Raw genomic sequence first — 24089 nt, forward strand, 5'->3', positions numbered from 1 at the left:
TCCATCCGCTCGAGAGTTAAGGCGTCATGCGTCAACGGTTCAGTCCTGCACGGCTTCTTGCGTCTGCCTCGCTCGTTGCGATGGTGGCGATGAGTCTCGGCGGCTGCTCGTCGATGCCGAAGTTCTCCGACGTCACCGGCTCGATCGGATCGCCGCGGGCGGAGGCCGCTCCCACCGATCCGGCGCGTGCCGTCGAAGTCTATGGCGAACGTTACCGCGCCAATCCCAAGGACGCCGAGGCCGCGCTCGGCTATGGCCAGGCTTTGCGCGCCAACGGCCAGCGCGCCCAGGCCGCCGCCGTGCTCGAACAGGCGACCATCGCTAATCCCGGCAACAAGCCGCTGCTGGCCCAGTATGGCCGCGCGCTCGCCGACAACGGCAATTTCCAGCAGGCATTCGACGTGCTGTCGAAGGCGCATTCGCCCGACAATCCGGACTGGCGCCTGCTCTCGGTGCAGGGCACCGCGCTCGACCAGATGGGACGCCACGAGGAAGCGCGTTCCTATTACGTGAGCGCGCTGAAGATCGCGCCGGGTGATCCCGGCGTGCTCTCCAATCTCGGCCTGTCCTACATGCTCTCGCGGGATCTGCCCAAGGCTGAAGAGGCGCTGCGGCAGGCCTATGCCTCGCCGCGTGCCAGCAGCCGGGTGCGGCAGAATCTCGGCCTCGTCGTCGGTCTCCAGGGCCGCTTCGCGGAGGCCGAGACCATCGTCAAGGCGGACCTGCCGCCGGATCAGGCCGCGGCCAATGTCGCATATCTGAAGGATATGCTGAACCGCAACGAAGCTCCGCGCGGCGCGCCGAAGCGGACGCCGGTCGCCTCGCTCAGCCAGCCCGACTAGGCCGTGTACCCATAAACCCAGCAACCCAGCGACGTCATGCGACGAACGCAATGTCCGCTTTGCCCCTGTAGCGGCCGAGCTCGTGCGGCAGCGCAATATGTCGCGATGGGCCATTTCCGGACTCATGCATCGCAGCAAGCTGACTATTCGATCACCTCATCAGCGCGGCCGAGTAGCGACATCGGTACTTTAATCCCCAAGTCCTTGGCGGTCTCTAGGTTGATTCCCGTGTCGGCCCGTAGAACTACTTATCCCCGCCCGCAGCACGTTGCCTCGGCCTGGCGACTATCGGCTTAAATACGCCCATGCCCGTCCTCACCCGCCGCCGCGACCCCGACTATCGCGCCGGGCGCTGCGGTCAGCGCGACGGCCGCCAGCTTTGTCGTCGTCAACCCCGCCATGAGGGGCGCTTCGGCGAGTCGTCAAGCGACTAGCAGGATCCACGGGGTCCCAATGATCAGAAACACTGCAAGGAAGAAGAGTGTCACGAGCAGGCCAAGCCGGTAGAGTTCCGCCTGTGTGAGGTAGCCGCTGCTCACGAAGATCACGTTCTGGCTGCCGCCCTGGGGTGTGATGACCGAGAAGTAACTGCTCGCAAACAGCAGCGCAAACGCCATCAGCGGTGCTGGCACGCCTCCCCGGACGCCGACGTCAACGAAAACGCCGAGCAAAGCCAGCACCTGTGAAGTCTGGCTGACAAATAAGTAGTGGATCAGCACGTACAGCACGATCAGAACGACGTACGTCATTTGCCATGAAAGGCCGACGATGTAGGAGGCCAGCCGCTGGCCGACGTAACCCATGAACCCCATTTCGTTGAGCTGCCCGCTCAAGGCAAACAAAACGGCAAGCCACAGAAAAGTTTCGAGCGCCTCTCCGTGTTCCGCGATGTCTGTCAATTCCAGGACTCTTGAAATGAGCAGCATTCCGAGCCCGGCGAAGGCGACGCTGGTGGCATTCAGCTGCAACAGATCGGCAGACACCCAACCCAGGATCATGAACGCAAATATGCCGGCCGTGATCCATTCATCGCGCTTGAGCGGACCGAGCGTCGCAAGTTCCTTCCGCGCCGCAACGGGTGCATCGGGTGTTTGGCCAACTCCCGGCGGGAAAATGCGCGTCACAACCCAGGGAAGCAGCAGAAGCGCAGTCAGTGCAGGCACGGCCGCCACGACCAGCCATTTGCCGAAGCCGATTGCCACCCCGAAATCCTTGACCACCTGGACCCCGAGCGGGTTCGCCGAGGTGGCGGTCATCCAAAGCGCCGACGAAACCGACAAGCTCGCCATCCCGCAGAACATGAGGTAGCCGCCCAGTTTGCGACCGTTGGGATCATCCGGTCGCGAACCGGACCCGGTGGCGACCGACAGCACGATCGGGAACAGAACACCGCCTCGCGCCGTGTTGCTGGGAAAGCCCGGAGCGATGAGCGCGTCCGTGATGACGATACTGTAGGCAAGCCCAATGGACGATTGGCCGAACAGGCTTACCATGAACAGGCTGATGCGTCGCCCCAGGCCCGACTTCACCACGGCGATCGCGACCAGGAAGGCAATCACGACCAGCAGCACACTGGGGTTGGCAAAGCCGGAAAAGGCCTTCGCCGGCGAGACGGTGCCGGTCAGGACCGCCGCCGCGACAGCGAGCAGCGCGGACGGGAGCAGCGGAAAAGAGCCGATCAGCACCGAGGCGATCGCCGCTGCAAACACGGCAAACAGGTGCCAGGCGGGCGCGGTCAATCCAGCGGGAACGGGTGTCAGCCAGATGCCGATCGCAAGCACGAACGGCAACGCCTGCTTCAGGAGTGTGAGGGGTGGTGTCATCGGTCGGACGTGCCTCCGCCCGGCCGGCCCAGTGTCGGCAAAAACCGGACCTTGCCGCTGAGCCCCGTTGACTGGCCCTGCACGATCCCGTCTTCGGTCTCCAGCAGGAAGCGCCAGGAAAACTCGTAGGTGCCTGTCGCGCCCCTGTACCGGCCGCTGCCACCGACAAAGGTCCCGACGATGCGGTTGCCTGCCGCGGTGGTTTCGCCGCGAAGCTCGCTGTAGACGTGGTTGTCGGTCTCGTCGGTCCAGACAGCCCGTCCGATCAAGCCCGTCGCACTGTCGTTGAGCACGACGGCCTCCGCGCGGAAGCCCAGCGCAGGACGCGAGGTCCCGTAGAGCATCAGTGATCCGCTGTAATCCGCAACCGAGGCGCGACGATCGCCGCCGAGACCGATGTCCTGTCGCCTGCCGGCCGCCGTCCACGTTCCGCTGAACTCGCGCCACTCGGGGGAAGAGTCAGCACGCGCCGGCTGCGCAGCGCCAAGTCCGGCGAGCGTCAGCACGACGAGGAGAAGGGTTGATCTCTGCGAGCCATTTTTCCCGGGATGCCGCGCTGCGCCACGGAGGCTGCGATCACTGACCATCCGATCCGAATACCCGCACCAAAGTGCAGCGAAAAGAAACATCCGTCGCCTCCACATGGACTTAAGAACAGGATGACGGCACAGAACCGAAACGCCCGCTTGATGTGGATCAATTGACGCAGACCGCGCGCACCCCGCGGCCGGGGGCGCTAGGATCGAATATCATCCGCCCGGTCTGGGTGTTCCCTCGGGAACAGCGCGCATCCAGACATTCCGGCATTCAGTCGTCACGCGATAAACGGAAGCGATGATCGCTTGCCCGGTCGGAAGCAAACGGAGATTGCCATGACTACCAAACCCTTGATCCCCGAAATTGCCGATTAACTGAGCTGTCCCTCGACGATCTCGAGCAGGTGACTGGTGGCAAACATCATGGTGGTCACAATGATGGAGTGTTCTTCGGTCTGCTCGCCGGCGGTCTGGCCCTCGCCGCCGGGATCATCGTCATCGGGTTGCTCACGTAACCCGACATTGCGTGGCGTGACCACGGTAGAGACGATTGTCTAGTGCCGTGGTCATCGCTGGTCGGTCCACTTGCCGCCGTTCCGCTGAAATTTACTTGGCCGAGGCTTCGCACGAAAACGGCTGACCGGTGCTAACTAGGATCGCAATCCAATGTCCGCTTCGGGTCATTTTCGACGGATTCAGCGGGGGTTGTCGGGAGGTTGATGTCCGCTTCTACCCTGTGAGCGCCGAACCGGGGCCGGGCCAGAAGCGTTGCGCTTGGGCGGCCCCGCGCGATTCAAACTCCCAAACTGGGGGGCGAATCATGCGCGACGAACTCGCCGACTATGAATGGGTTGCCATCAAGCCCATGCTGCCGAACAAGCCGCGTGGCGTTCCCCGGGTAAACGACCGGCGTGTCCTCAACGGCATCTTCTGGGTCCTGCGATCCGGGGCACCTTGGCGCGGTTTGCCGGATCATTTTGGCCCTTACACGACCTGCTATAATCGTTTCGTCCGCTGGCGGCGGGCTGGTGTCTGGGGGCCGCATCATAGACGCACTTGCTGCTGCCCACGATGCCGCTGTCCAGATGATCGACACCTCCATTGTCCGTGTACATCAGCATGGAGCCTGCATCACACGAAACCAGCGCCAATCGATGGGAAGGTCCCGCGGCGGCTTGACGAGCAAAATCCATGCGGTGGTCGATAGCAATGGTCCGCCGGTACGGCTGGCGCTGAGCCCCGGTGAGGCGCACGACGTTCGACTTGCCGCAAAACTGCTGTCTCGTCTGAAAGTCGGGTCAATGCTGCTTGCCGACCGTGGCTATGATGCCGACTGGATCAGGGAGCTCGCCATAAAGAAGGGCGCGTGGGCCAACATCCCGCCGAAAAGCAACCGCAGCGATCTGATCTGCTTCAGCCCCTATCTCTACCGCGCTCGCAACCGGGTCGAGCGGTTCTTTAACAGGATCAAACAATGTCGTCGGGTCGCAACGCGCTACGACAGGCTCGCCGCCAACTACCTTGCCTTCGTTCAACTCGCGTCAATCAGGCTGTGGCTGCGCCTTAATGAGTCCGCGTCCTAATCAGACCCTATTTTTGAAGTTGCCGGCGGACCGCTCGCGGTCCGCCTTTTGAGTCACTGCAGTTCGGAGATCTTGATGCCGGTCGGTCCGAGAATGACGACGAACAGCACCGGCAGGAAGAACAGGATCATCGGCACCGTCAGCTTCGGCGGCAGCGCGGCGGCCTTCTTCTCGGCCTCGTTCATGCGCATGTCGCGGTTTTCCTGCGCCATGACGCGCAGGGAGTGCCCGAGCGGCGTGCCGTAGCGCTCCGCCTGCTGAAGCGCGAGACACACCGATTTGACGCCTTCGAGCCCGGTGCGCCGCGCCAGGTTCTCATAGGCGACCTTGCGATCCTGCAGATAGGACAGCTCGGCGGTGGTCAGGGTGAATTCTTCCGACAGCGCGATCGACTGGCCCACGATTTCGGTCGCGACCTTGCGGAACGCCATTTCAACCGACATGCCGGACTCGATGCAGATCAGCAGCAGGTCGAGCGCGTCGGGAAAGGCGCGCTTGATCGAGAGCTGGCGCTTGGAGATCGCGTTCTTGAGGAACAGCATCGGCGCTTGCAGGCCGAGATAGGCCGCACCGACGCAGATACCAATCTTGATCGGCATCGGCCGGTCCATGTGTGCAATTAGGAACACATAGATGACCGTGCCCACGAACAGCACGATCGGCGCAACCATGCGGGCGAACAGGAAGGTGACGTAGGGCGCCTGGCCGCGGTAGCCGGCCATGATGAGCTTTTCGCGCGCTGCTTCCTGCGCGAGCCATTTGGTGAGGTTGAAGTCTTCGACGACCCTGGAGACGACCTGTTTCGGTGTCTGGCGCAGCGAGACTTTCTCGTTCTTGCTGAGGCGGTCACGCTCGCGCTGGCGGATGCGCTCGCGCTCGCTCGCCACCGCCTTCATGCGCTTGGACAGGCCCTCGCCGGCGAACAGCGGCATCACCAGCGTATAGACGGTCGCGCTGGCGGCGATGGCCGCCAGCAGCATGGTCATGAAGCGGACGTCATGTAGTTTCGCAACGAGAAACTCGACCATACGGCACCGTCAAAAGTCGAAATTGATCATTTTCTTCATCACCATGATGCCGATCGACATCCAGATGACGCAGCCGACCAGCATGAGCTGGCCGGTGGGATGGGTCCAAAGCAGCGAGATGTAGTGTGGCGTCGTCAGATAGACGAGGAACATCACGATCGGCGGCAGCGAGCCGATGATGCCGGCCGAAGCCTTGGCTTCCATCGACATCGCCTGGATCTTTTCCTTCATCTTCTTGCGGTCGCGCAGCACCTTGGAGAGGTTGCCCAGCGCTTCGGAGAGGTTGCCGCCCGACTTCTGCTGGATCGAGATGACGATGCCGAAGAAGTTGGCTTCCGGCAGCGGCATGCGCTCGTAGAGGCGCGTGCAGGCTTCACCGAGCGGCATGCCGATCGCCTGGGTCTCGATGATGGCCAGGAACTCGCTGCGCAGCGGCTCGGGCGAATCGGCCGCGACCACCTTGATCGATTCGAACAGCGGCAGGCCCGCCTTGATGCCGCGGACGATGACGTCGACGGCGTCGGGGAGGGCCGCCAGGAACTTGGTTTCGCGGCGCTTCTTCAGGAAGCCGAGCGCCCAGCGCGGCAGGCCGAGGCCGCCGGCAAAGGCAAGGCCCGCGGCGCCGAGCAGGCCGCCGCCGACGAACATGGCGCCCGCGAAGAACGCGCCGCCCACGACGGCCGACACGATCCAGAATTTCTGCGGCGTCCAGTCGAGCCCGGCCTGCGACAGGCGGACGCTGAGCGGAACGCTCTTTTCCTGCTGACGCCGGGCCTCGAGATCCTTCAGCGACGTCTCGACCTGCTCGCGGCGCGACCGCTGGCTCTTCTCGGACTGCTTGGCCGCGGGGGCATCGGCGCGCGCGATCGAGGCGCGGCGGCTCTCCGCTTTCCGCTCGCCCGACAGCAGCGGATAGAGGAAGACCCAGGCGATGCCGCCGACGGCGGCGGTGGCGAGGAAGGCGAGGGCGAGGACCTGCATGTTCATGGCGTCGATGACCTGCTCACGTCTTCGGTGCCACTTCCGCGGCGTCGAGCGCGGCGGCAAGGCGTTTCTCGTCGCCGTAATAGCGGGCGCGCTCCCAGAACTTCGGACGGCCGATGCCGGTCGAGCGGTGCTTGCCGATGATCTTGCCGTTGGCGTCCTCGCCGACCATGTCGTAGAGGAAGATGTCCTGGGTGATGATGGTGTCGCCTTCCATGCCCATCACCTCGGTGATGTGGGTGATGCGGCGCGAACCGTCGCGCAGGCGCGCCGCCTGCACGATGACGTCGATCGAGGCGCAGATCATTTCGCGGATGGTTCGCGACGGCAGCGAGAAGCCGCCCATCGTGATCATGGATTCGCAGCGCGACAGGGCTTCGCGCGGGTTGTTGGCGTGCAGCGTGCCCATCGAGCCGTCATGGCCGGTGTTCATGGCCTGCAGCAGGTCGAACGCCTCGGGTCCGCGGACCTCGCCGACGATGATGCGTTCGGGGCGCATACGCAGGCAGTTGCGCACCAGTTCGCGCATCGTGACCTGGCCCTCGCCCTCGATGTTGGGCGGGCGGGTTTCCAGCCGCACCACATGGGGCTGCTGGAGCTGGAGCTCGGCGGCGTCCTCGCAGGTGATGACGCGCTCGTCGTGCTCGATGTAGTTGGTAAGGCAGTTGAGCAGCGTGGTCTTGCCCGAGCCGGTACCGCCGGAGATCAGCACGTTGCAGCGAACGCGGCCGATGATCTGGAGGATCTCGGCGCCCTCCGGCGAGATCGCGCCGAACTTGACGAGCTGATCGAGCGTCAGCTTGTCCTTCTTGAATTTGCGGATGGTGAGCGCAGGGCCGTCGATCGACAGCGGCGGCACGATGGCGTTGACGCGGGAGCCGTCGGCGAGGCGCGCGTCGCAGATCGGCGAGGATTCGTCGACGCGCCGGCCGACCTGGCTGACGATGCGCTGGCAGATGTTGAGGAGCTGCTGGTTGTCGCGGAAGCGGATGCCGGTCTTCTGGATCTTGCCGTTGACTTCGATGAAGACCGTGTTGGCGCCGTTGACCATGATGTCGGCGATGTCGTCGCGCGACAGCAGCGGCTCGAGCGGACCATAGCCGAGCACGTCGTTGCAGATATCGTCGAGCAGCTCTTCCTGCTCGGCGATCGACATCACGATGTTCTTGATCGCGATGATCTCGTTGACGATGTCGCGGATTTCCTCGCGGGCCGATTCCGAATCGAGCTTGGCGAGCTGGGCGAGGTCGATGGCCTCGATCAGCGCGCCGAAGATGGTCGCCTTGACCTCATAGTAATTGTCCGAGCGGCGCGTCTCCATGGCCGGCGCGGGCTTCGCCGGGGCGAGCGGCGGCGAGGCGACGGCCGGCGGGGGCGGCGCGCGCGACACCGTCGGCGCCGGAGCCGGGGCTGGCTCTGGCGACGCGGCGGGCTTCGGGGCCCGAAGGTCGGTGTCTGTTCCGCTACGCTTACCGAACACTTAACGACTCCATGCGGCGGCCTATTTTCCCCGCAACTTCTCAATCAGGGGTGAAAGCAGGGACGACTTTTGTTTCTTCGTTTCGCTGCGGCCGGTCAGACGCTGGGCGATCTGGAGGAACATCTCGATCGACTTGTGGTTGGCCGAGATCTCCGCGATCATCTGGCCGTTGTTGGCGGCAGCCCCGAAGATCTGGGGCTCGAACGGGATCGAGACGACCGGCTGGCTCTCGATCGCCTTGGCGAACTCCGCGGCGGCGATTTCGGGCCGTTTCGGCACCCCGACCTGGTTCAGGCAGTACAGCGGCGGCCGGTCGTTCGGTCGCGAGGCCTTCAGAAGGTCGAACAGGTTCTTGGTATTGCGCAGATTGGCGAGGTCGGGCGCGGCCACGATCAGGATGTCGTCGGCACCGATCAGGGCGCGCTTGGTCCAGCCCGACCATTGATGCGGGATGTCGAGCACGATGCAGGGCATGGTGGAGCGCAGCGTGTCGAACACGGCGTCGAAGGCGTCGGTGCCGAAATCATAGACCCGGTCGAGCGTCGCCGGGGCGGCCAGCAGGCTGAGATGGTCGGTGCATTTCGACAGCAGGCGGTCGATGAAGGCGGTATCGACGCGATCCGGCGAGAACACGGCGTCCGCGATGCCCTGCGGCGGGTCCTGATTGTAGTCGAGGCCGGCGGTGCCGAAGGCGAGGTCGAGATCGGCGACGACCGCGTCCATCGCGAGGTCGCGCGCAATCGCCCAGGCCACGTTGTGGGAGATGGTCGAGGCGCCGACGCCGCCCTTGGCGCCGACCACCGCGATGATGCGGCCGACCGCCTTGGCTTCCGGCGCCGAGAACAGGTTGCAGATCGAGCGAACGACGTCGATCGCGCCGACCGGCGCGAGCACGTAGTCGCTGACGCCGCGCCGCACCAGCTCGCGATAGAGCATGACGTCGTTGATGCGGCCGATCACGACCACGCGGGTGCCGGCGTCGCAGACGGTGGCAAGCTGGTCGAGCCCGCCCAGGAGGTCGGTGCGGCCGTCGCTCTCGAGCACGATCACGTTCGGCGTCGGGGCCGAGCGGTAGGCCTCGATCGCGGCAGCCATGCCGCCCATCTGGATCTTCAAATGAGCCTTGCCGAGCCGGCGATCCTCGCCGGCCGACTGCACCGCGGCAGCGGTCTCCACGGTCTCGCAGAAGGCCTGGACCGAGACGCGCGGCGCGGGCGCAATATGCTCCTCGACCGGCGGGGGCGGAGCCTCCGGCTGCTCTTCGTGTGTCTGGCGAGCGTAACTGATCATTTGCCGGTGTCGCTGAGTTTGGCCTTTTCGGCCTCAGGATAGGTAACCGCGGTCGGATTTCCCTTGCGATATTTCTCGAAGGCCGCGGTGCGCCGCGTCGTGTAGGACGGCGTTTCCGGGCGCGGCTGCTCGAGGTCCGACGGGTTGTCGATCATGGCGGCCATGTTGCGCTGATAGGCGCAGCCGTAATTGTAGTAGTCCTTGTTCTGGAACCAGCTCTTGTTCTTCATGGAGGGGCCGAGGTCCTCCGGCCACAGTCCACAGGGGCCGGCGACCGCGGCGATCCTGGAATAGGTCATCCGGATCGGGGGCAGGAAGCGCTTGTCCTCCGGCTGGTAGGGGCGGACGGTGACGCCGCGCGGTGGAACGCCCGCGGCCGCCAGCAACCCCTGGATCTCGCGCATCGTTTCGGCGACCGGGCGCGCGTTGGGCGTGCCGGACGGCGCGTCGATATGAATGGCGCCAGTGCCCTCGTGCATCCAGGTCGATGCCAGGCCCATCACGTCGGCGCGCTGGGCGGCGGTCAATCCGCCACGGGCGTGGCCGACAAAGACGACGATCGAGCGGTTCTGCTCCTCGATCGCGATCGGATGACGCTGCTTGTAATCGTCAGGAATGGAAGCCACGACGTCCTGGTCGTGCTGGCAGCCGCCAAGCGCCAGCGCGATGCCGACGAGCGCGCCACCGAGGCCGATGGCGCGTTTGCGAAGCTGGGGTGGTCTTGTGGTCATCGTGAGGTCCCCGTTCCGCTTCAGTCGGTGATGAAACCGTAGGTGCCGCGGTAGTTGCGCGCCGGCTCGGTCTTACCGGGCACGCCGTAGATGCGATTGATGTTGCCGAGCAGCTCGGCCTGCGGATCGGAGGGCGCGGCGAAGCCGTCATCCGGCCGCGACAGGTCCTTCGGCGAGGCCGCGCGAACGACGTAGGGCGTCACGATCACGACCAGCTCGGTCGCGTTGTTGACGAAGTCGCGGCTGCGGAACAGCGTGCCGAGAACCGGGAGCTGCATCAGACCCGGCAATCCGCTGATCGCCTGCTTGGTCTGCTGCTGGATCAGGCCGGCCATCGCCATCGCGCCGCCGGAGGGAATTTCCAGCGAGGTCTCGGCGCGGCGGGTCCTGATCGAGGGCACCGTCAGCGAGTTCACCGAGGTCGAGGTCACCGCCTGGGACAGCGTGATCGCGTTTTCGTTCGACAGTTCCGAGACCTCGGTCATCACCCGCAGGCTGATCTTGCCCTCGCTCAGGACGATCGGGGTGAAGTTGAGCGAGATGCCGAACTTCTTGAAGCTGATCTGCGTGGTGCAGACATGCGTGGTCGGGTCGCACGCATAACCTGCCGGCACCGGGAATTCGCCGCCGGCGATGAAGGTCGCGGACTCACCGGAGATCGCGGTCAGGTTCGGCTCGGCCAGCGTCCGGATCACGCCCGCGGTTTCCATCGCACGCAGCGTGGCCTGCACCGACGGCGTCGAGCCGAACTTCGTGGTCAGATTGTTGCCGTCCACGAGGTTGTGGCCGAGAGCCGTGAACGGGTTGGTATTGGTGAAGCTCACCACCGAGGTGCCGTAGTTCAGGTTCGCGGTGAGGTCGATGCCGAGCTGCTTGACGATGCTGCGCTGGACCTCGGCCACCGTTACCTTGAGCATGACCTGGTCGCGGCCGCGAACCACGATCGAGTTCACCACCTTGTCGGCGCCGCCGGCGAGGCGCGTGGCGAGCTCCTGGGCCTGCTGCGCCTCGATCGGGGAAGCCACCGAGCCCGTCAGGATGATGCCCTCGGCAAGCCCGTCGATCTGGATGTCGGAATTGGGCAGGATCTGCTTCAGTGCGGCCCGCGCGCCGTTGAGATCGCGCTTGACCGCGATGTCATAGGCCGCGATCTGCTGTCCCGCGGAATCGAAGAACACGATGTTGGTCTGGCCGATCGCCGCGCCGATGATGTAGGCGCGCTGCGCCGAGCGCACCACCGCATTGGCGATCTTGGGATCGGCGACGAGCACGTCCTTGATGTCGCGCGGCAGGTCGATCACGATCGACTTGCCGACGCCGAGCGAGAGGAAGCGCGCGTTCATCTGGCCGTCGGCCGCAACCGGTGTCCCCGGGCGGTAGTCGGCTGCGACCACGGGGCTCAGCGCCGGGTTCAGCGTCAGCGCGAGAGCGGCCGAGAACGACAGGGCGCGGACCATCGAGGTTCGCATCGTCGCCATATCTGCCCTGCATTTCATATCGACAGTCCTCATCGTGGCTTCGCCGTCGAGCTTGGGATTCCGTAGCGAATGATCGAAACGCCGTCGCGCTTCTGCGCGGAATCGTCGAGCGTGATCTCGCTCATCTTGACGTCGACGATGCTGCGCAGCGCCAGCGACAGCGTGCCGCTCTGGCGGGAGGCGGACAGCAACTGGGTCTGCGACGGATTGAGCTCGAGGGTCACGGTCTTGCCGACCACCGCGTTCTGACCTTCCTTCTCCTTCGGAGCCTGGTCGATCGCGAGCACGCGGACATTGGTCAGGATGATCTCGGACGTGACGATGTCTGGGGCGCCGCTGCTCTGGTCGGGGTTCTTGAGGCGGCGGGTCAGGAGCACGTCGACGCGATCGTTGGGCAGGATGAAGCCGCCTGCACCGGTCTCCGGCGAGATCTCGGTCGAGATCGCGCGCATGCCGGTCGGCAGGATCGCCGCCATGAAGCCGGAGCCTTCGGGCTTGACCAGCTTCTGGTCGCGGATCGGCTCACCCTGGATGAACGGAGCGCGCGCGATCGAGCCGGTCACCTGGCTCGCGCCCTCGGGACGCTCGTTGCGGCGGATGAAGGTGGTGCTGGCGGTCGCTGCCGGCCAGGTCTGCCATTGCACGTCTTCCGGCTTCACGGTCTGACCGAGGCCGATGTCGTTCTTGGCCACCAGCACGTCGACGGTGGGAAGCTGTGCGACCGGAGCCGCTGGCGGATGCGCAGAATTGTCCGAGCCGCTCGCCAGGTACGCGGCGACGCCGCCGGCGCAGATGGCGACCGTCAGGACGACTATGCGTGCCCTATTCATACGCTTCACTTTCCACAAAACGCCGCGACGCTGCCGCCGCCGTGATCGGCAGTTGACCAGCTATTCGTCAAAGCATGGTTAATGAGGCGTATCTAAATCGGCTTAACGCCGGGTTTACCCGGTGTGTTCAGCGCAGTGCGAGATGGGCGAGGTCGATTGCCTTCACCCATTCGGTCTCCGGATAGACCATCAGCGCGCCGAGCGTGAGCGCGATGCCGTAAGGGATGCCGCTCTCCTTGTCGTGCAGCCGTGCGAGCCAGGCCTGGCCCGCCAGCCCGTAAGGCAACGGCCATTGCCGGAACTGGAGCAGGAGCAGCGTCAGCGCGCCGCCGAACAGCGACGCATAGAGCAGGAAGTCCATCAACTGCGCGAAGCCGAACCACAGCGCGACCGAGGCCGCGACCTTGGCGTCGCCGCCGCCCATCCAGCCCATCGCAAAGCAGCCGAAGGCCACGACCAGCAGCAGCGCGCCGGCGCCGACATGGCTCAGCATCTCGTACGGTGCCATGCCACCGGCAAACGCGAGCACGAAGAAGCCCGTGACCAGCGCCAGCGAGACGCGGTTCGAGATCGTCATCGTGAAGAGGTCGCTCGCGGCGGCAAAAGCCATCAGAGCCGGGAACAGCAGAAGGCGCGCAAGGTCGAGGATCATGAGCTGCGTCTTGAGGGCTGGTTTCGTCGCGGGATCTGGCGTCCGGCGATGCTAGCGGGCAGTGCTAAACAAACCGACAACGGCAGCGACCGCAAAGGTGCTCACCAGAGGCTGGCAATGCGCGCGGCGAGCGCGACCGTGGCAAGCAGCAAAGCGAGGCAAACCCAGTAGGCCGGTGAGCCGGTCTGCACCGTCTCCGCCTTGCTCGCCGCAACTGCGGCATCGGGTCTGTACTCGCGCAACGCCACTGGAACTCGCCGTCCTCAAAAAAACAAAGGCCCCGGAGGTCCGGGGCTTTTGCCGTCGTCGTCGGTCGCTTACTTCAGCGAGGTGCTGATCGAGCCGAACTTGGTGCTCAGCGTGCTGCCGAGGTTGTTGACGACGGTGATGATGGCGAGCGCGATGCCGGCGGCGATCAGACCGTATTCGATGGCGGTGGCGCCGGATTCATCCTTGGCGAAACGCGCAATCAGGTTCTTCATGAACTCACTCCGTCTGGTTGGATCGCCTCGTTCGGCGCTGTCTTTGACGCCCCGAACATGAGAGCCGAGCTCTTTCGGTAGAGTTAATTCGATCGTGCAAACCCGAATCCTGCGCGATGCTTTTGCCCAGAGTGAATTTCACCTTAAGGCGCTCGCTGAAACTCGCCGCGGTTCCGGATCTGCTGCAAGCGCACCGCCGGCTTCACCGTCCCTTAAATTTCGCGGAGTAGGCCTAAGGCGGACCAGCTGTTCGTAAAGAGAGGCGACGATGTCGAGCCTGCCCATGCAAGTCGCGCTGATGCTCGGCGAGACCATCGCGAAAGTGGTCCCCGTCACCTTCGTGCTGGCGATGATCTTCACGGTGCTCGAGCATTTCTGGGCGTGCAATCCCGGTGTGCCGTGGTGGCGCAAGCGGGAGATCGTCACCGACATCTGCTACTGGTTCTTCGTGCCGGTGTTCGCCCGCACCATGCGGATCGGGCTCCTGATCGTCGGCGCGAGCCTCGTCTTCAACATCCATGATGCCGACGGGCTCATCGCCTTCTACGACAATGGCCACGGTCCGCTGGCGCAACTGCCGCTCTGGGTCCAGGCCGTGCTGTTCCTGGTGCTGTCCGACTTCATGCTGTACTGGCTGCACCGGCTGTTTCACGGCGGCGAGTTCTGGAAGTACCACGCAATCCATCACTCCTCGGAAGAGATCAGCTGGATCTCGGCGGCCCGCTTCCATCCCGTCAACCTCGTGCTCGGCACGATCGGCGTCGACGTCGTGCTGCTGATGGCCGGCATCTCCCCGAACGTGATGGTCTGGGTCGCCCCGTTCACGACCTTCCACTCGGCCTTCGTGCACGCCAACCTGAACTGGACCTTCGGGCCGTTCAAATATGTGCTGGCGACGCCGGTGTTTCACCGCTGGCACCACACCCCGCTCGAAGAGGGCGGCGACACCAATTTCGCCGGCACGTTCCCGATCTGGGACGTGCTGTTCGGCACCTTCCGCATGCCGGAGGGGCAACTGCCGCAGGACTACGGCAAGGACGAAGCCACCATGCCGAAGGAGATCGCGGGCCAGCTCGCCTATCCGTTCCGCCGTTAGCGGTTCAGAAAACGCCAGTCCGTTCAAACAATAGTCGGCGAGTTTGCGGAACGTTCACGAATTAAGGGCAGGTTAGCGCGGTCGGGCGCCGGCTCCGCTTCGATCCAATCGCTTCTGCCGGTTTGTGACGTCCCGGGGGTAAGAGTATGCGTAAAGAACTGCTGCGCCGCCATGCGCGCGTCTGTCTTCTGGTTGCCGCCGCGGTGCTGGCATCGCCTTCTGTCGGCCTGGCCGAGTCCACCGCCGATACCATCGCCGTCAATGTCGACCAGGCCAAGCTGGTCCGGCTGCCGGGCAAGGTGGCGACCATCGTGGTCGGCAATCCCCTGATCGCCGACGTCACGCTCCAGCCCGGCGGCATGATCGTCGTGACCGGGAAGGGTTATGGCGCGACCAACTTCATCGCGCTCGACCGGGCCGGCGAGATCCTGGTGGACCGTCAGATCCAGGTCGAAGGTCCGAGCGACCGGCTCGTCACCGTCTATCGCGGGATCGAGCGGGAGTCCTACAGCTGCGTGCCGCAGTGCCAGCGCCGCGTGACGCTGGGCGACAGCGACAATTACTTCAACAACACGATGAGCCAGGCCGGCTCGCTGAGCAACAATGCCAGCGGCGGCGCCGGTGCGGGCGCCAAGACTAACTAACAAGACCAATTGACAAGACCAACTAGCCTGACCGTTTGCCCGGGCTGGATCGCATGATCCGGTCCGGACACGCGCGCGCTGAAGAGCTCTCTTTCAGACACGCCTTTCTCCGCGCCGTTCGGATCGCTCGTGGTTAACGCATCCTTGAGGGCGCGGTCCGCCGGGTGCGGATCGCCTGAAACACTTAAACAATCAGTTTCCGCTACTGAACGAGGCAGATGATCGCCGCTGCCGGGGAATTTGACGCGATGCCGTCGCCTGCACCTAAGAGATTTACGCTCCGAACTGCGCTACGCCGGTTTCGCGGCAATCGACGCGGCTCCGCCGCCGTCGAGTTCGCGCTGGTCGCGCCGATGTTCTTTGCGCTGCTGTTCGCCATCATCGAGACGGCCCTGATGTTCTTCGCGGGCCAGGTGCTCGAGACCATCACGCAGAATTCCGCGCGCGTCGTGCTGACCGGGCAGGCGCAATCCGGTTCGGTGACGGCCTGTGCCGTGTCGGGCGCAAGCGCGCCCTGCACGCAGGCGACCTTCAAGACCTATGTCTGCAGCCAGATTCCGGCGCTGTTCGACTGCAACAGCCTCTATGTCGACGTCACGAGCTTCTCGTCGTTCTCCGCGGTGACGCTGCCGAGCCACATCGATGCCGCCGGCAATTTCGATTCCACCATGGGCTACAGCCCGGGCGCCGCAGGCGACATCGTCGTGGTGCGGCTGTTCTATCAATGGCCGTTGTTCGTCACCGGGCTCGGCTACAACATCTCCAATCTCACCGGCAGCAAGCGGCTGCTGGTGGCCACGGCCGCGTTCAAGAACGAGCCTTACTGAGACAACGGATCGGCGGAACGATGCAGGCGATTGCGAAAATCTGGCGGACGGCGCGCTCTTACGCGTACGAGTTCCTTGCCGACGGCAGAGGTCTGGCGGCTACCGAATTCGCGGTGATCGTGCCGCTGATGCTGGTGATGTTCTTCGGCACGGTCGAGTTCTCGTCGGCGGTGGCGATCGATCGCAAGGTCACATTGATCGCGCGAACGCTGTCCGATCTGACGTCGCAATCGTCGTCGACCGTGACCGACACCAATTTGCAGAACACGTTCACGGCAAGCATCTCGGTGATGACGCCTTACGACGCCTCTCTCGTGAACGCCACGCTCTCCGAGATCTATATCGACACCAACAGCGTCGCCAAAATCTCGTGGGCCAAGTCCGCCACGATCGCGAGCGGCGCGACGCAGGCGACGCTGACCAATCCGCCTTCGACGCGGGTGGCGGGTACCACGGTCACCTCGATGATTCCGTCGACGCTGCTGATCCCGTCGACCTACCTCATCCTCAGCGAGGTGAATTACACCTACACGCCCTCGGTCAAATTTGTCCTGAAGTCGGGCATCAATCTGAGCGACGTCGCCTACACGCGGCCGCGCCAGGTCACCTGCATTGCCTACAACAGCGTCCCGGCGACCTGTTGACATCGGCAAGCAAAGCCTCAAATGAAAAGGCCGTGCGTCGCGCACGGCCTTTTCTGTTTCTTTGGCTGGTTCGTCCGAAACGATCCGGGCCGACGCGCAGGCTCAGCCGGCGGAGCGGAGATTGTCCGCAGCCGACTTGCCGGAGCGACGATCAGCCACGATCTCGTAGGAGAGCTTCTGGCCTTCACGCAGCGTGCCGAGGCCAGCGCGCTCGACGGCGCTGATGTGAACGAACACGTCCTGGCCGCCATCGTCGGGCTGGATGAAGCCGAAGCCCTTGGTCGCGTTAAACCACTTCACGGTTCCCATGCTCATGGGGGTAGTCCCTTCTCAAATACACAGTGTCGGAGCCTGCTTGCGCAGGCAGGTTAGATCGAATTTTTGGAAGGGTCGTCAGCGTGTCTGAACCGGCTGTACCGGTGGATGCTAATGTCGTCCGGCCGAAAATCGATTAATTCATTTTATTGGAAATAGGGCCTCTAAACAATCCTGACGTGCACGATTTTTTGATCCGCCGCGATGTTCGCGGCAGATCAGCATACAGGTCGGAATTTTACTTCGCGCTCTCGCGCCCAAAGGGATTAGCGACGGCGGAACTGGCCACCGCGTTGACCGGGGCGCGGAGGTCCGCCCACGCCGCTGGGACGTTCGTCCTTGTGGCGGAAAATCAGCCGGCCCTTCTCGAGGTCGTAGGGCGACATCTCCACCGTCACGCGGTCACCCGCCAGCGTCTTGATCCGGTTCTTCTTCATCTTGCCGGCGGTGTAGGCGACGATCTCGTGTCCGGCATCAAGCTGCACGCGGTAGCGGGCGTCGGGGAGGATTTCGGTGACCAGTCCTTCGAACTGGATCAGCTCTTCCTTAGCCATGTGGTTGTCTCCAGTCGTGGACTGTTAGTTCGAATGAGGATTGCGGTTCGGTCGGCCGTTGGGGCGGCTCTCGCGACGCAAAAAGGCAACGCCTTGTATTCCATCAGGCTTGCCGGCGCTATGCGCGGGACGCTGTTCCGACCGATCGGCTGGTGAGGAATTCACCTTACCACCGGAACCGCGGCGGCGGCGAGACCCCTTGGAGGCCTTGTGGCCTTCACCGGGCCTGCCATCAACAGGTCTGCCCTCGCCATGGCGGCCTTCACCGGGCCGTCCGTCGCCGTGCCTGCCACCGCTATGGTGGCGCCCGTCGGCATGCCTGTCGTCGCCACGCCGTCCGTCACCATGCCGTGCGCCCTGCGGACGCTGGCCCGGGCGGCCGCCTGGCCGGCCCTGTCGCTGCTGCTGCGGGGGAGGACCCGCATCGCGGCGACCGGCGTCGGTGCGGTGATCCTCGCGCGGCAGCGCCACGCGGATCAGCTTCTCGATGTCGCGGAGATAGGCGAGTTCCTCGCCGCCGGCGACCAGCGAGATCGCCGTGCCGTCAGCGCCGGCGCGTGCGGTGCGGCCGATGCGGTGCACATAGGTCTCGGGCACGTTGGGCAGGTCGAAATTGATGACATGGGTGATGCCGTCGACGTCGATGCCGCGGGCGGCGATGTCGGTGGCGACCAGGGTGCGGATCTCGCCCGAGCGGAACTGCGCCAGCGTGCGCTCGCGATGGTTCTGCGACTTGTTGCCGTGGATGGCGCTGGCGGGGATGCCGGCCTTTTCGAGCGTCTTCACGACCTTGTCGGCGCCGTGCTTGGTGCGGGTGAAGACCAGCGCGCGGTTGATCGGCTCGTCCTTCAGGAGCTTGGTCAGGAAGGCGGGCTTGGCCGAGAAGTCGACCTGGACGATGCGCTGGTTGATCCGCTCGGCGGTCGAGGAGACCGGGGTCACCGCGACGCGGGCGGGGTCGCGCAGCATCGAATCGGCGAGCTCGGCGATGTCCTTGGGCATGGTGGCCGAGAAGAACAGCGTCTGCCGCTTGATCGGCAGCTTGGCGACGATTTTGCGGATGTCGTTGATGAAGCCCATGTCGAGCATGCGGTCGGCCTCGTCGAGCACGAGGAACTCGACGCTGCCGAGCTTCAGGCCGTTGCTCTGCACGAGGTCGAGCAGGCGGCCGGGGGTGGCGACCAGCACATCGACGCCCTGCATCAGGGCGCGGACCTGACGGCCCATCGGCACGCCGCCGATGGCCAGCGTCGAGGACAGGCGGATGTGGCGGCCATAGGCGTTGAAGCTGTCGAGGATCTGCCCCGAAAGCTCGCGGGTGGGCGAGAGCACCAGGACGCGGGCCGTCTTGGGCTGCGGCTTGATGCGGTTCTCGAGCAGGCGATGCAGGATCGGCAGCGCGAAGGATGCGGTCTTGCCGGTGCCGGTCTGGGCGATGCCGACGACGTCGCGGCCGGTCAGCGCCGTGGGGATGGTCTGGGCCTGAATGGGGGTGGGGGTGACGTAATTCTCTTCGGCGAGAGCACGTGCGATCGGTTCGGCGAGGCCGAAGTCCTGAAACGAAGTCAAAAGATGGGTTCTTTCCATGTCAAAGGCGAACGCCCGGCGCATTCAGCGCGGCGCGCGCAAAAGGGTGTCAAGAAGACACCTGCGTGTTTGGGGTGTCGGATGGCTTGGGAGCTATGGGGCAAGCCAGAGGCCCGTACGGGCTTAAGAACACGCGGCTCGCTACGACCCCTTGATTCTCAAGAGGTCTCGGGTGGTCATATGGAACATTGAGGGGGCGCTTTCAAGGCAAAGCGGCGCCAAACGACGATTGCGGTGCAGAAATAGTTATGCCGGAAATTTAGACAGAGGCGGTTATTTGCTCAATAAATGACCTGTCTGCCGCATTGGCATACATTTTATTCGCCCATATTTTGAGCAATCAGACTACGGCGAAACTTGGATTGCAGTCAAATTGTCTAATCTGACCAATGAGTTGGCATGTGCCTAGGCCATGGCACGGTTCTTGCGATTCCGTTAATCGCAGGCGGCCGTGGGGCCGTTTCGCAGCGTTTTTCACGTCTGCGTCAGGGAGATGATACATCCATGCCTACCAAATCCATTCACGATATAGCGGCGTCATTTAGCCGCCGCGGCGTGCTCGCCGCGACCGCCGGCCTGATGCTCGGTCTGGCTTCCATTTCCGGTGCCAAGGCCGCGGACGACACCATCAAGGTCGGTGTGCTTCACTCTCTCTCCGGCACCATGGCCATCAGCGAAACCACGCTGAAGGACACTATCCTCTTCCTGATCGACGAGCAGAACAAGAAGGGCGGCGTGCTCGGCAAGAAGCTCGAAGCCGTCGTCGTCGATCCCGCCTCGAACTGGCCGCTGTTCGCCGAAAAGGCCCGCGAGCTGATCACCAAGGACAAGGTCTCGGTCGTGTTCGGCTGCTGGACCTCGGTGTCGCGCAAGTCGGTGCTCCCGGTCTTCAAGGAGCTGAACAACATTCTGTTCTACCCCGTGCAATACGAGGGCGAAGAGTCCGAGCGTAACGTGTTCTACACGGGCGCTGCGCCGAACCAGCAGGCGATCCCCGCCGTCGACTATCTGATGAAGGACGAGAAGGTGAAGCGCTGGGTGCTCGCGGGCACCGACTACGTCTATCCGCGCACGACCAACAAGATCCTGGAAGCCTATCTGAAGTCGAAGGGTGTCGCCCAGGAAGACATCATGATCAACTACACGCCGTTCGGTCATTCCGACTGGCAGACGATCGTGGCCGACATCAAGAAGTTCGGCTCGGCCGGCAAGAAGACCGCGGTGGTCTCGACCATCAACGGCGACGCCAACGTTCCCTTCTACAAGGAGCTCGGCAACCAGGGCATCAAGGCCAAGGACATCCCGGTGGTCGCGTTCTCGGTGGGTGAGGAAGAGCTCGCCGGCATCGACACCAAGCCGCTGGTCGGCCATCTCGCCGCCTGGAACTACTTCGAGTCGATCAAGAACCCGGCGAACGAGAAGTTCATCAAGGACTGGCAGGCCTACACCAAGAACCCGAAGCGCGTGACCAACGACCCGATGGAAGCGCACGTGATCGGCTTCAACATGTGGGTGAAGGCCGTCGAGAAGGTGAAGTCGACCGATCCGGACAAGGTGATCGACGCGCTTCCCGGCATCGAAGCGCCGAACCTGACCGGTGGCGTGTCGAAGATGCTGCCGAACCACCACATCACCAAGCCGGTGTTCATCGGCGAGATCAAGGGCAACGGCCAGTTCGACGTGGTTTGGAAGACCCCGAGCCTCGTCGCTGGCGACGCCTGGTCGAAGGAGCTCGACGGCTCCAAGGACCTGATCGGCGACTGGGTCGGCAAGAAGTGCGGCAACTTCAACACCAAGACCAACAAGTGCCTCGGCTCGGGCTCCTGATCCGGACCTGACGCTCTCTACTGCACGACGGGAGGAGGCGGCTATTCCGCCGCCTTCTCCCCGCTTCTGCCGGGGTGATTCAAAGTGCCAATCAATTTGTCCGCTCGTCTCTGCTCGTTCGTCCTCTCGCTGTTCCTGATCGCGTTCGCGCTGCCGGCCTTTGCCGGTCCGTTCGAGGATGCGGTCGCCAAATTCGCCAATGACGATTTTTCCGACACCGATGAAGCGATCGGTGTTGTCGCAAGCAGCGGCAACAAGCTGGCCTTCCCGATCATCAGCGCGCTCCAGGACGGCCGCCTCATGGCCGATCCCGATACCAAGAAGGTTTACGTCACCGGCACCGACGGCAAGTCGATCGATGCCGCGACCGGCGAGCCCGTCGCCAGCGTTCCCGACAGTGCGAGCGCGGTGCGTCTCAACAACCGCTTGCGCCGCAGCGTCGATGCCGCGCTCGGCAGCCTGACGCTGCAGTCGCCGGATCTGGCGACGCGCCTGCAGGCCGCGCAATCCGTCTTCAAGTCGCACGAAGAAACCGCGCTCGATGCGGTCGATGCCGCGCTTGCCAAGGAGACCAACAAATCGGTCAAGGCCGCGCTTGGCGATGCCCGTGCGGCGATCCTGCTATTCAAGTCCGACGCCGGCGAGGTCGAGAAGCTCGAGGCGGTCGCCACCCTCAAGGCGCGCGGTGACCAGGAGGCCATGGCGCTGCTGACAGGCATGGGCGACCAGCCGGCCTCGGTGACCAAGGCCGCGGCGAGCGCGATCAGCTCGATCCAGTCTTCGCTGGCGGTCTGGTCCACGGTCCAGAATGCCTGGTACGGCCTCTCGCTCGGCTCGGTGCTGCTGCTTGCCGCGATCGGCCTTGCCATCACCTTCGGCGTGATGGGCGTCATCAACATGGCGCATGGCGAGATGGTGATGATCGGCGCCTACACCACCTTCGTGGTGCAGGAAGTGATCCGCACCCGCTACCCCGCCTTGTTCGACTACTCGCTGCTGATCGCCGTGCCGCTCGCCTTCCTCGTCGCCGGCGCGATCGGCGTGCTGATCGAGCGCAGCATCATCCGCTTCCTCTACGGCCGCCCGCTCGAGACGCTGCTCGCGACCTGGGGCCTGTCGCTGGTGCTGCAGCAGGCGGTGCGCACCATGTTCGGCCCGACCAACCGCGAGGTCGGCAACCCCTCCTGGATGAGCGGCGCCTTCGAGCTCGGCCAGATCACCATCACCTATAACCGGCTCTGGATCCTCGTCTTCACGCTCGCCGTGTTCGCGATCCTGCTGGCGATGCTGCGCTATACCGCGCTTGGCCTCGAGATGCGCGCGGTGACGCAGAACCGCCGCATGGCGGCCTCGATGGGTATCGCCACCTCGCGCGTCGACGCGCTGACCTTCGGCCTCGGCTCGGGCATCGCCGGCATCGCCGGCGTGGCGCTGTCGCAGATCGACAATGTCAGCCCCAATCTCGGCCAGAGCTACATCATCGACAGCTTCATGGTCGTGGTGTTCGGCGGCGTCGGTAATCTCTGGGGTACGCTGGTCGGCGCCTTCACGCTCGGCATCGCCAACAAGTTCCTGGAGCCGGTCGCCGGCGCCGTGCTCGGCAAGATCGCGATCCTGGTTCTCATCATCCTGTTCATTCAAAAGCGCCCGCGCGGACTGTTCGCGCTCAAGGGCCGTGCGGTGGAAGCATGACCCCTCACATGCTGACGCGATCGCTGGACCGCGGCGCGACGATCTTCCTCGCCGTCGTCGCGGCCTGCGGAATTCTTATCCCGCTCTCCAATTTGCTGCTGCCGGCGGGCTCGTTCCTGCAGGTGCCGACTTATCTCGTCGCGCTCTGGGGCAAATATGTCTGCTACGCGATCCTCGCGCTCTCGATCGACCTGATCTGGGGCTATTGCGGCATTCTCTCGCTCGGCCACGGCGCCTTCTTCGCGCTCGGTGGCTACGCGATGGGCATGTATCTGATGCGGCAGATCGGCACCCGCGGCGTCTACGGCAACCCGATCCTGCCCGACTTCATGGTGTTCCTGAACTGGCAGAATCTGCCCTGGTACTGGTACGGCTTCGACATGTTCTGGTTCGCGGCGCTGATGGTGCTGTTCGTGCCCGGCCTGCTCGCCTTCTGCTTCGGCTGGCTCGCCTTCCGCTCCCGCGTCACCGGCGTCTATCTGTCGATCATCACGCAGGCGATGACCTATGCGCTGCTGCTCGCCTTCTTCCGCAATGATTTCGGCTTCGGCGGTAACAACGGCCTGACCGACTTCAAGGACATCCTCGGCTTCAACGTCCAGGCCGAAGGCACCCGCGCAGCACTGTTCGCGCTCAGCTGCCTGGCGCTGATCCTCGGCTTCCTGATCTGCCGGTCCATCGTCTCGTCCAAGCTCGGCAAGGTGCTGATCGCTATCCGTGACGCGGAGTCGCGCACGCGCTTCCTCGGCTACCGCGTCGAATCCTACAAGCTGTTCGTGTTCACCGTGTCGGCCTGCATGGCCGGCGTCGCCGGCGCGCTCTATGTGCCGCAGGTCGGTATCATCAATCCATCCGAGTTCGCCCCGGGCAATTCGATCGAGGCGGTGATCTGGGTCGCGGTCGGCGGCCGTGGCACGCTGGTCGGCGCGGCGCTCGGTGCCGTCGTCGTCAATTACGCCAAGACGTTCTTCACCTCGGGCGTGCTGGCGCCGTACTGGCTGTTCATGCTGGGCGCGCTGTTCATCCTGGTGACGCTGCTGCTGCCCAAGGGCATCGTCGGCACCTTCAACGCCTGGTGGGACTCCTCGAAGGAAAAGCGCGCCGCCGCCTCGGCCAGCGCTGCGGCCGAAGACGGCGTCACCCAACCAAAGATGGCGGAGTAAG

Annotated in this window: 25 protein-coding genes; 9 read left to right on the top strand and 16 right to left on the bottom strand. The window is 64.1% G+C overall.

Features of this window, described 5'->3' with window-relative positions:
• Positions 1-26: 26 nt before the first annotated feature.
• Positions 27-842 (top strand): tetratricopeptide repeat protein, encoded by an 816-nt coding sequence (locus tag VGR99_RS20825; protein ID WP_326900911.1) that lies wholly within the window; start codon positions 27-29, stop codon positions 840-842.
• Positions 843-1264: 422 nt separating this feature from the next.
• On the opposite strand, the gene VGR99_RS20830 is transcribed toward VGR99_RS20825, so the two are convergent.
• The 3 genes from VGR99_RS20830 to VGR99_RS20840 all read right to left on the bottom strand — a co-directional run bounded on the left by VGR99_RS20830 (position 1265) and on the right by VGR99_RS20840 (position 3740).
• The gene (locus tag VGR99_RS20830; protein ID WP_326900912.1) at positions 1265-2665 is read right to left on the bottom strand and encodes a DASS family sodium-coupled anion symporter; all 1401 of its coding nucleotides are present in this window, start codon (positions 2663-2665) and stop codon (positions 1265-1267) included.
• Positions 2662-3294: a hypothetical protein gene (locus tag VGR99_RS20835; RefSeq protein WP_326900913.1), complete on the bottom strand. Its 633-nt coding sequence runs from the start codon at positions 3292-3294 to the stop codon at positions 2662-2664. The genes VGR99_RS20830 and VGR99_RS20835 overlap by 4 nt, the downstream gene beginning before the upstream one ends.
• Positions 3295-3572: 278 nt before the next feature.
• Positions 3573-3740, bottom strand: coding sequence for a hypothetical protein (locus VGR99_RS20840; protein WP_326900914.1), 168 nt, complete (start codon positions 3738-3740; stop codon positions 3573-3575).
• Positions 3741-4021: 281 nt separating this feature from the next.
• Between VGR99_RS20840 and VGR99_RS20845 the strand changes: the two genes are divergently transcribed.
• Positions 4022-4784, top strand: a protein-coding gene (locus VGR99_RS20845) for an IS5 family transposase (protein WP_326900915.1) whose coding sequence is annotated in 2 segments (ribosomal slippage) — positions 4022-4237 and positions 4239-4784 — 762 coding nt in all. Because the reading frame shifts where the segments join, the coding sequence is not laid out codon by codon here.
• A 53-nt stretch (positions 4785-4837) separates the two neighbouring features.
• Here the strand turns inward: VGR99_RS20845 and VGR99_RS20850 are convergent.
• The 10 genes from VGR99_RS20850 to VGR99_RS20895 form a co-directional block, all read right to left on the bottom strand.
• Positions 4838-5812, bottom strand: a complete 975-nt coding sequence (locus VGR99_RS20850; protein WP_326900916.1) for a type II secretion system F family protein — start codon at positions 5810-5812, stop codon at positions 4838-4840.
• A 9-nt stretch (positions 5813-5821) separates the two neighbouring features.
• The gene (locus VGR99_RS20855; protein WP_326900917.1) at positions 5822-6799 is read right to left on the bottom strand and encodes a type II secretion system F family protein; all 978 of its coding nucleotides are present in this window, start codon (positions 6797-6799) and stop codon (positions 5822-5824) included.
• 16 nt (positions 6800-6815) lie between these two features.
• Positions 6816-8276: a CpaF family protein gene (locus VGR99_RS20860; RefSeq protein WP_326900919.1), complete on the bottom strand. Its 1461-nt coding sequence runs from the start codon at positions 8274-8276 to the stop codon at positions 6816-6818.
• 21 nt (positions 8277-8297) lie between these two features.
• Positions 8298-9566: an AAA family ATPase gene (locus tag VGR99_RS20865; protein ID WP_326900920.1), complete on the bottom strand. Its 1269-nt coding sequence runs from the start codon at positions 9564-9566 to the stop codon at positions 8298-8300.
• Positions 9563-10297 (bottom strand): CpaD family pilus assembly protein, encoded by a 735-nt coding sequence (locus tag VGR99_RS20870; RefSeq protein WP_326900921.1) that lies wholly within the window; start codon positions 10295-10297, stop codon positions 9563-9565. The genes VGR99_RS20865 and VGR99_RS20870 overlap by 4 nt, the downstream gene beginning before the upstream one ends.
• Positions 10298-10317: 20 nt before the next feature.
• Positions 10318-11793, bottom strand: a complete 1476-nt coding sequence (locus tag VGR99_RS20875) for a type II and III secretion system protein family protein (protein ID WP_326900923.1) — start codon at positions 11791-11793, stop codon at positions 10318-10320.
• A gap of 11 nt (positions 11794-11804) precedes the next feature.
• Entirely contained in the window at positions 11805-12605 is an 801-nt protein-coding gene (gene cpaB, locus VGR99_RS20880) for a Flp pilus assembly protein CpaB (RefSeq protein WP_326900925.1), read from the bottom strand.
• Positions 12606-12732: 127 nt separating this feature from the next.
• Positions 12733-13257 (bottom strand): prepilin peptidase, encoded by a 525-nt coding sequence (locus tag VGR99_RS20885; RefSeq protein ID WP_326900926.1) that lies wholly within the window; start codon positions 13255-13257, stop codon positions 12733-12735.
• Positions 13258-13358: 101 nt separating this feature from the next.
• Complete coding sequence (locus tag VGR99_RS20890; protein ID WP_326900927.1) at positions 13359-13505, bottom strand: hypothetical protein; 147 nt, start codon at positions 13503-13505, stop codon at positions 13359-13361.
• A 69-nt stretch (positions 13506-13574) separates the two neighbouring features.
• Positions 13575-13739 (bottom strand): Flp family type IVb pilin, encoded by a 165-nt coding sequence (locus VGR99_RS20895; protein WP_326900928.1) that lies wholly within the window; start codon positions 13737-13739, stop codon positions 13575-13577.
• A gap of 268 nt (positions 13740-14007) precedes the next feature.
• On the opposite strand from VGR99_RS20895, the gene VGR99_RS20900 reads away from it, so the two are divergent.
• From VGR99_RS20900 to VGR99_RS20915, 4 genes are all read left to right on the top strand, one after another.
• Positions 14008-14835: a sterol desaturase family protein gene (locus VGR99_RS20900; protein ID WP_326900929.1), complete on the top strand. Its 828-nt coding sequence runs from the start codon at positions 14008-14010 to the stop codon at positions 14833-14835.
• A gap of 146 nt (positions 14836-14981) precedes the next feature.
• Entirely contained in the window at positions 14982-15479 is a 498-nt protein-coding gene (locus tag VGR99_RS20905) for a pilus assembly protein N-terminal domain-containing protein (protein ID WP_326900930.1), read from the top strand.
• A gap of 248 nt (positions 15480-15727) precedes the next feature.
• Positions 15728-16306 (top strand): TadE/TadG family type IV pilus assembly protein, encoded by a 579-nt coding sequence (locus VGR99_RS20910; protein ID WP_326900931.1) that lies wholly within the window; start codon positions 15728-15730, stop codon positions 16304-16306.
• A 20-nt stretch (positions 16307-16326) separates the two neighbouring features.
• Positions 16327-16950 (top strand): TadE/TadG family type IV pilus assembly protein, encoded by a 624-nt coding sequence (locus tag VGR99_RS20915; protein ID WP_326900932.1) that lies wholly within the window; start codon positions 16327-16329, stop codon positions 16948-16950.
• Between the two features lie 102 nt (positions 16951-17052).
• Here the strand turns inward: VGR99_RS20915 and VGR99_RS20920 are convergent, their stop codons facing one another.
• The 3 genes from VGR99_RS20920 to VGR99_RS20930 all read right to left on the bottom strand — a co-directional run bounded on the left by VGR99_RS20920 (position 17053) and on the right by VGR99_RS20930 (position 19430).
• A complete protein-coding gene (locus tag VGR99_RS20920; protein ID WP_008131892.1) occupies positions 17053-17265 on the bottom strand; it encodes a cold-shock protein in 213 nt (70 codons plus the stop codon).
• A gap of 266 nt (positions 17266-17531) precedes the next feature.
• Positions 17532-17819 carry a translation initiation factor IF-1 gene (gene infA / locus VGR99_RS20925; protein WP_008131890.1) on the bottom strand — a complete coding sequence of 96 codons (288 nt, stop codon included), beginning with the start codon at positions 17817-17819 and terminating at the stop codon, positions 17532-17534.
• A 24-nt stretch (positions 17820-17843) separates the two neighbouring features.
• Positions 17844-19430 carry a DEAD/DEAH box helicase gene (locus tag VGR99_RS20930; RefSeq protein ID WP_326900947.1) on the bottom strand — a complete coding sequence of 529 codons (1587 nt, stop codon included), beginning with the start codon at positions 19428-19430 and terminating at the stop codon, positions 17844-17846.
• Positions 19431-19910: 480 nt separating this feature from the next.
• Between VGR99_RS20930 and urtA the strand changes: the two genes are divergently transcribed.
• From urtA to urtC, 3 genes are all read left to right on the top strand, one after another.
• Positions 19911-21233, top strand: a complete 1323-nt coding sequence (gene urtA / locus VGR99_RS20935) for an urea ABC transporter substrate-binding protein (protein ID WP_326900948.1) — start codon at positions 19911-19913, stop codon at positions 21231-21233.
• Between the two features lie 84 nt (positions 21234-21317).
• Positions 21318-22925 (top strand): urea ABC transporter permease subunit UrtB, encoded by a 1608-nt coding sequence (gene urtB, locus VGR99_RS20940; RefSeq protein WP_326900949.1) that lies wholly within the window; start codon positions 21318-21320, stop codon positions 22923-22925.
• Positions 22922-24088, top strand: a complete 1167-nt coding sequence (urtC, locus tag VGR99_RS20945) for an urea ABC transporter permease subunit UrtC (RefSeq protein ID WP_326900950.1) — start codon at positions 22922-22924, stop codon at positions 24086-24088. Before urtB ends, urtC begins: the two co-directional genes overlap by 4 nt.
• Position 24089: the final 1 nt, after the last annotated feature.

This window comes from Bradyrhizobium sp., from assembly GCF_035935975.1.
Taxonomy (GTDB): domain Bacteria; phylum Pseudomonadota; class Alphaproteobacteria; order Rhizobiales; family Xanthobacteraceae; genus Bradyrhizobium.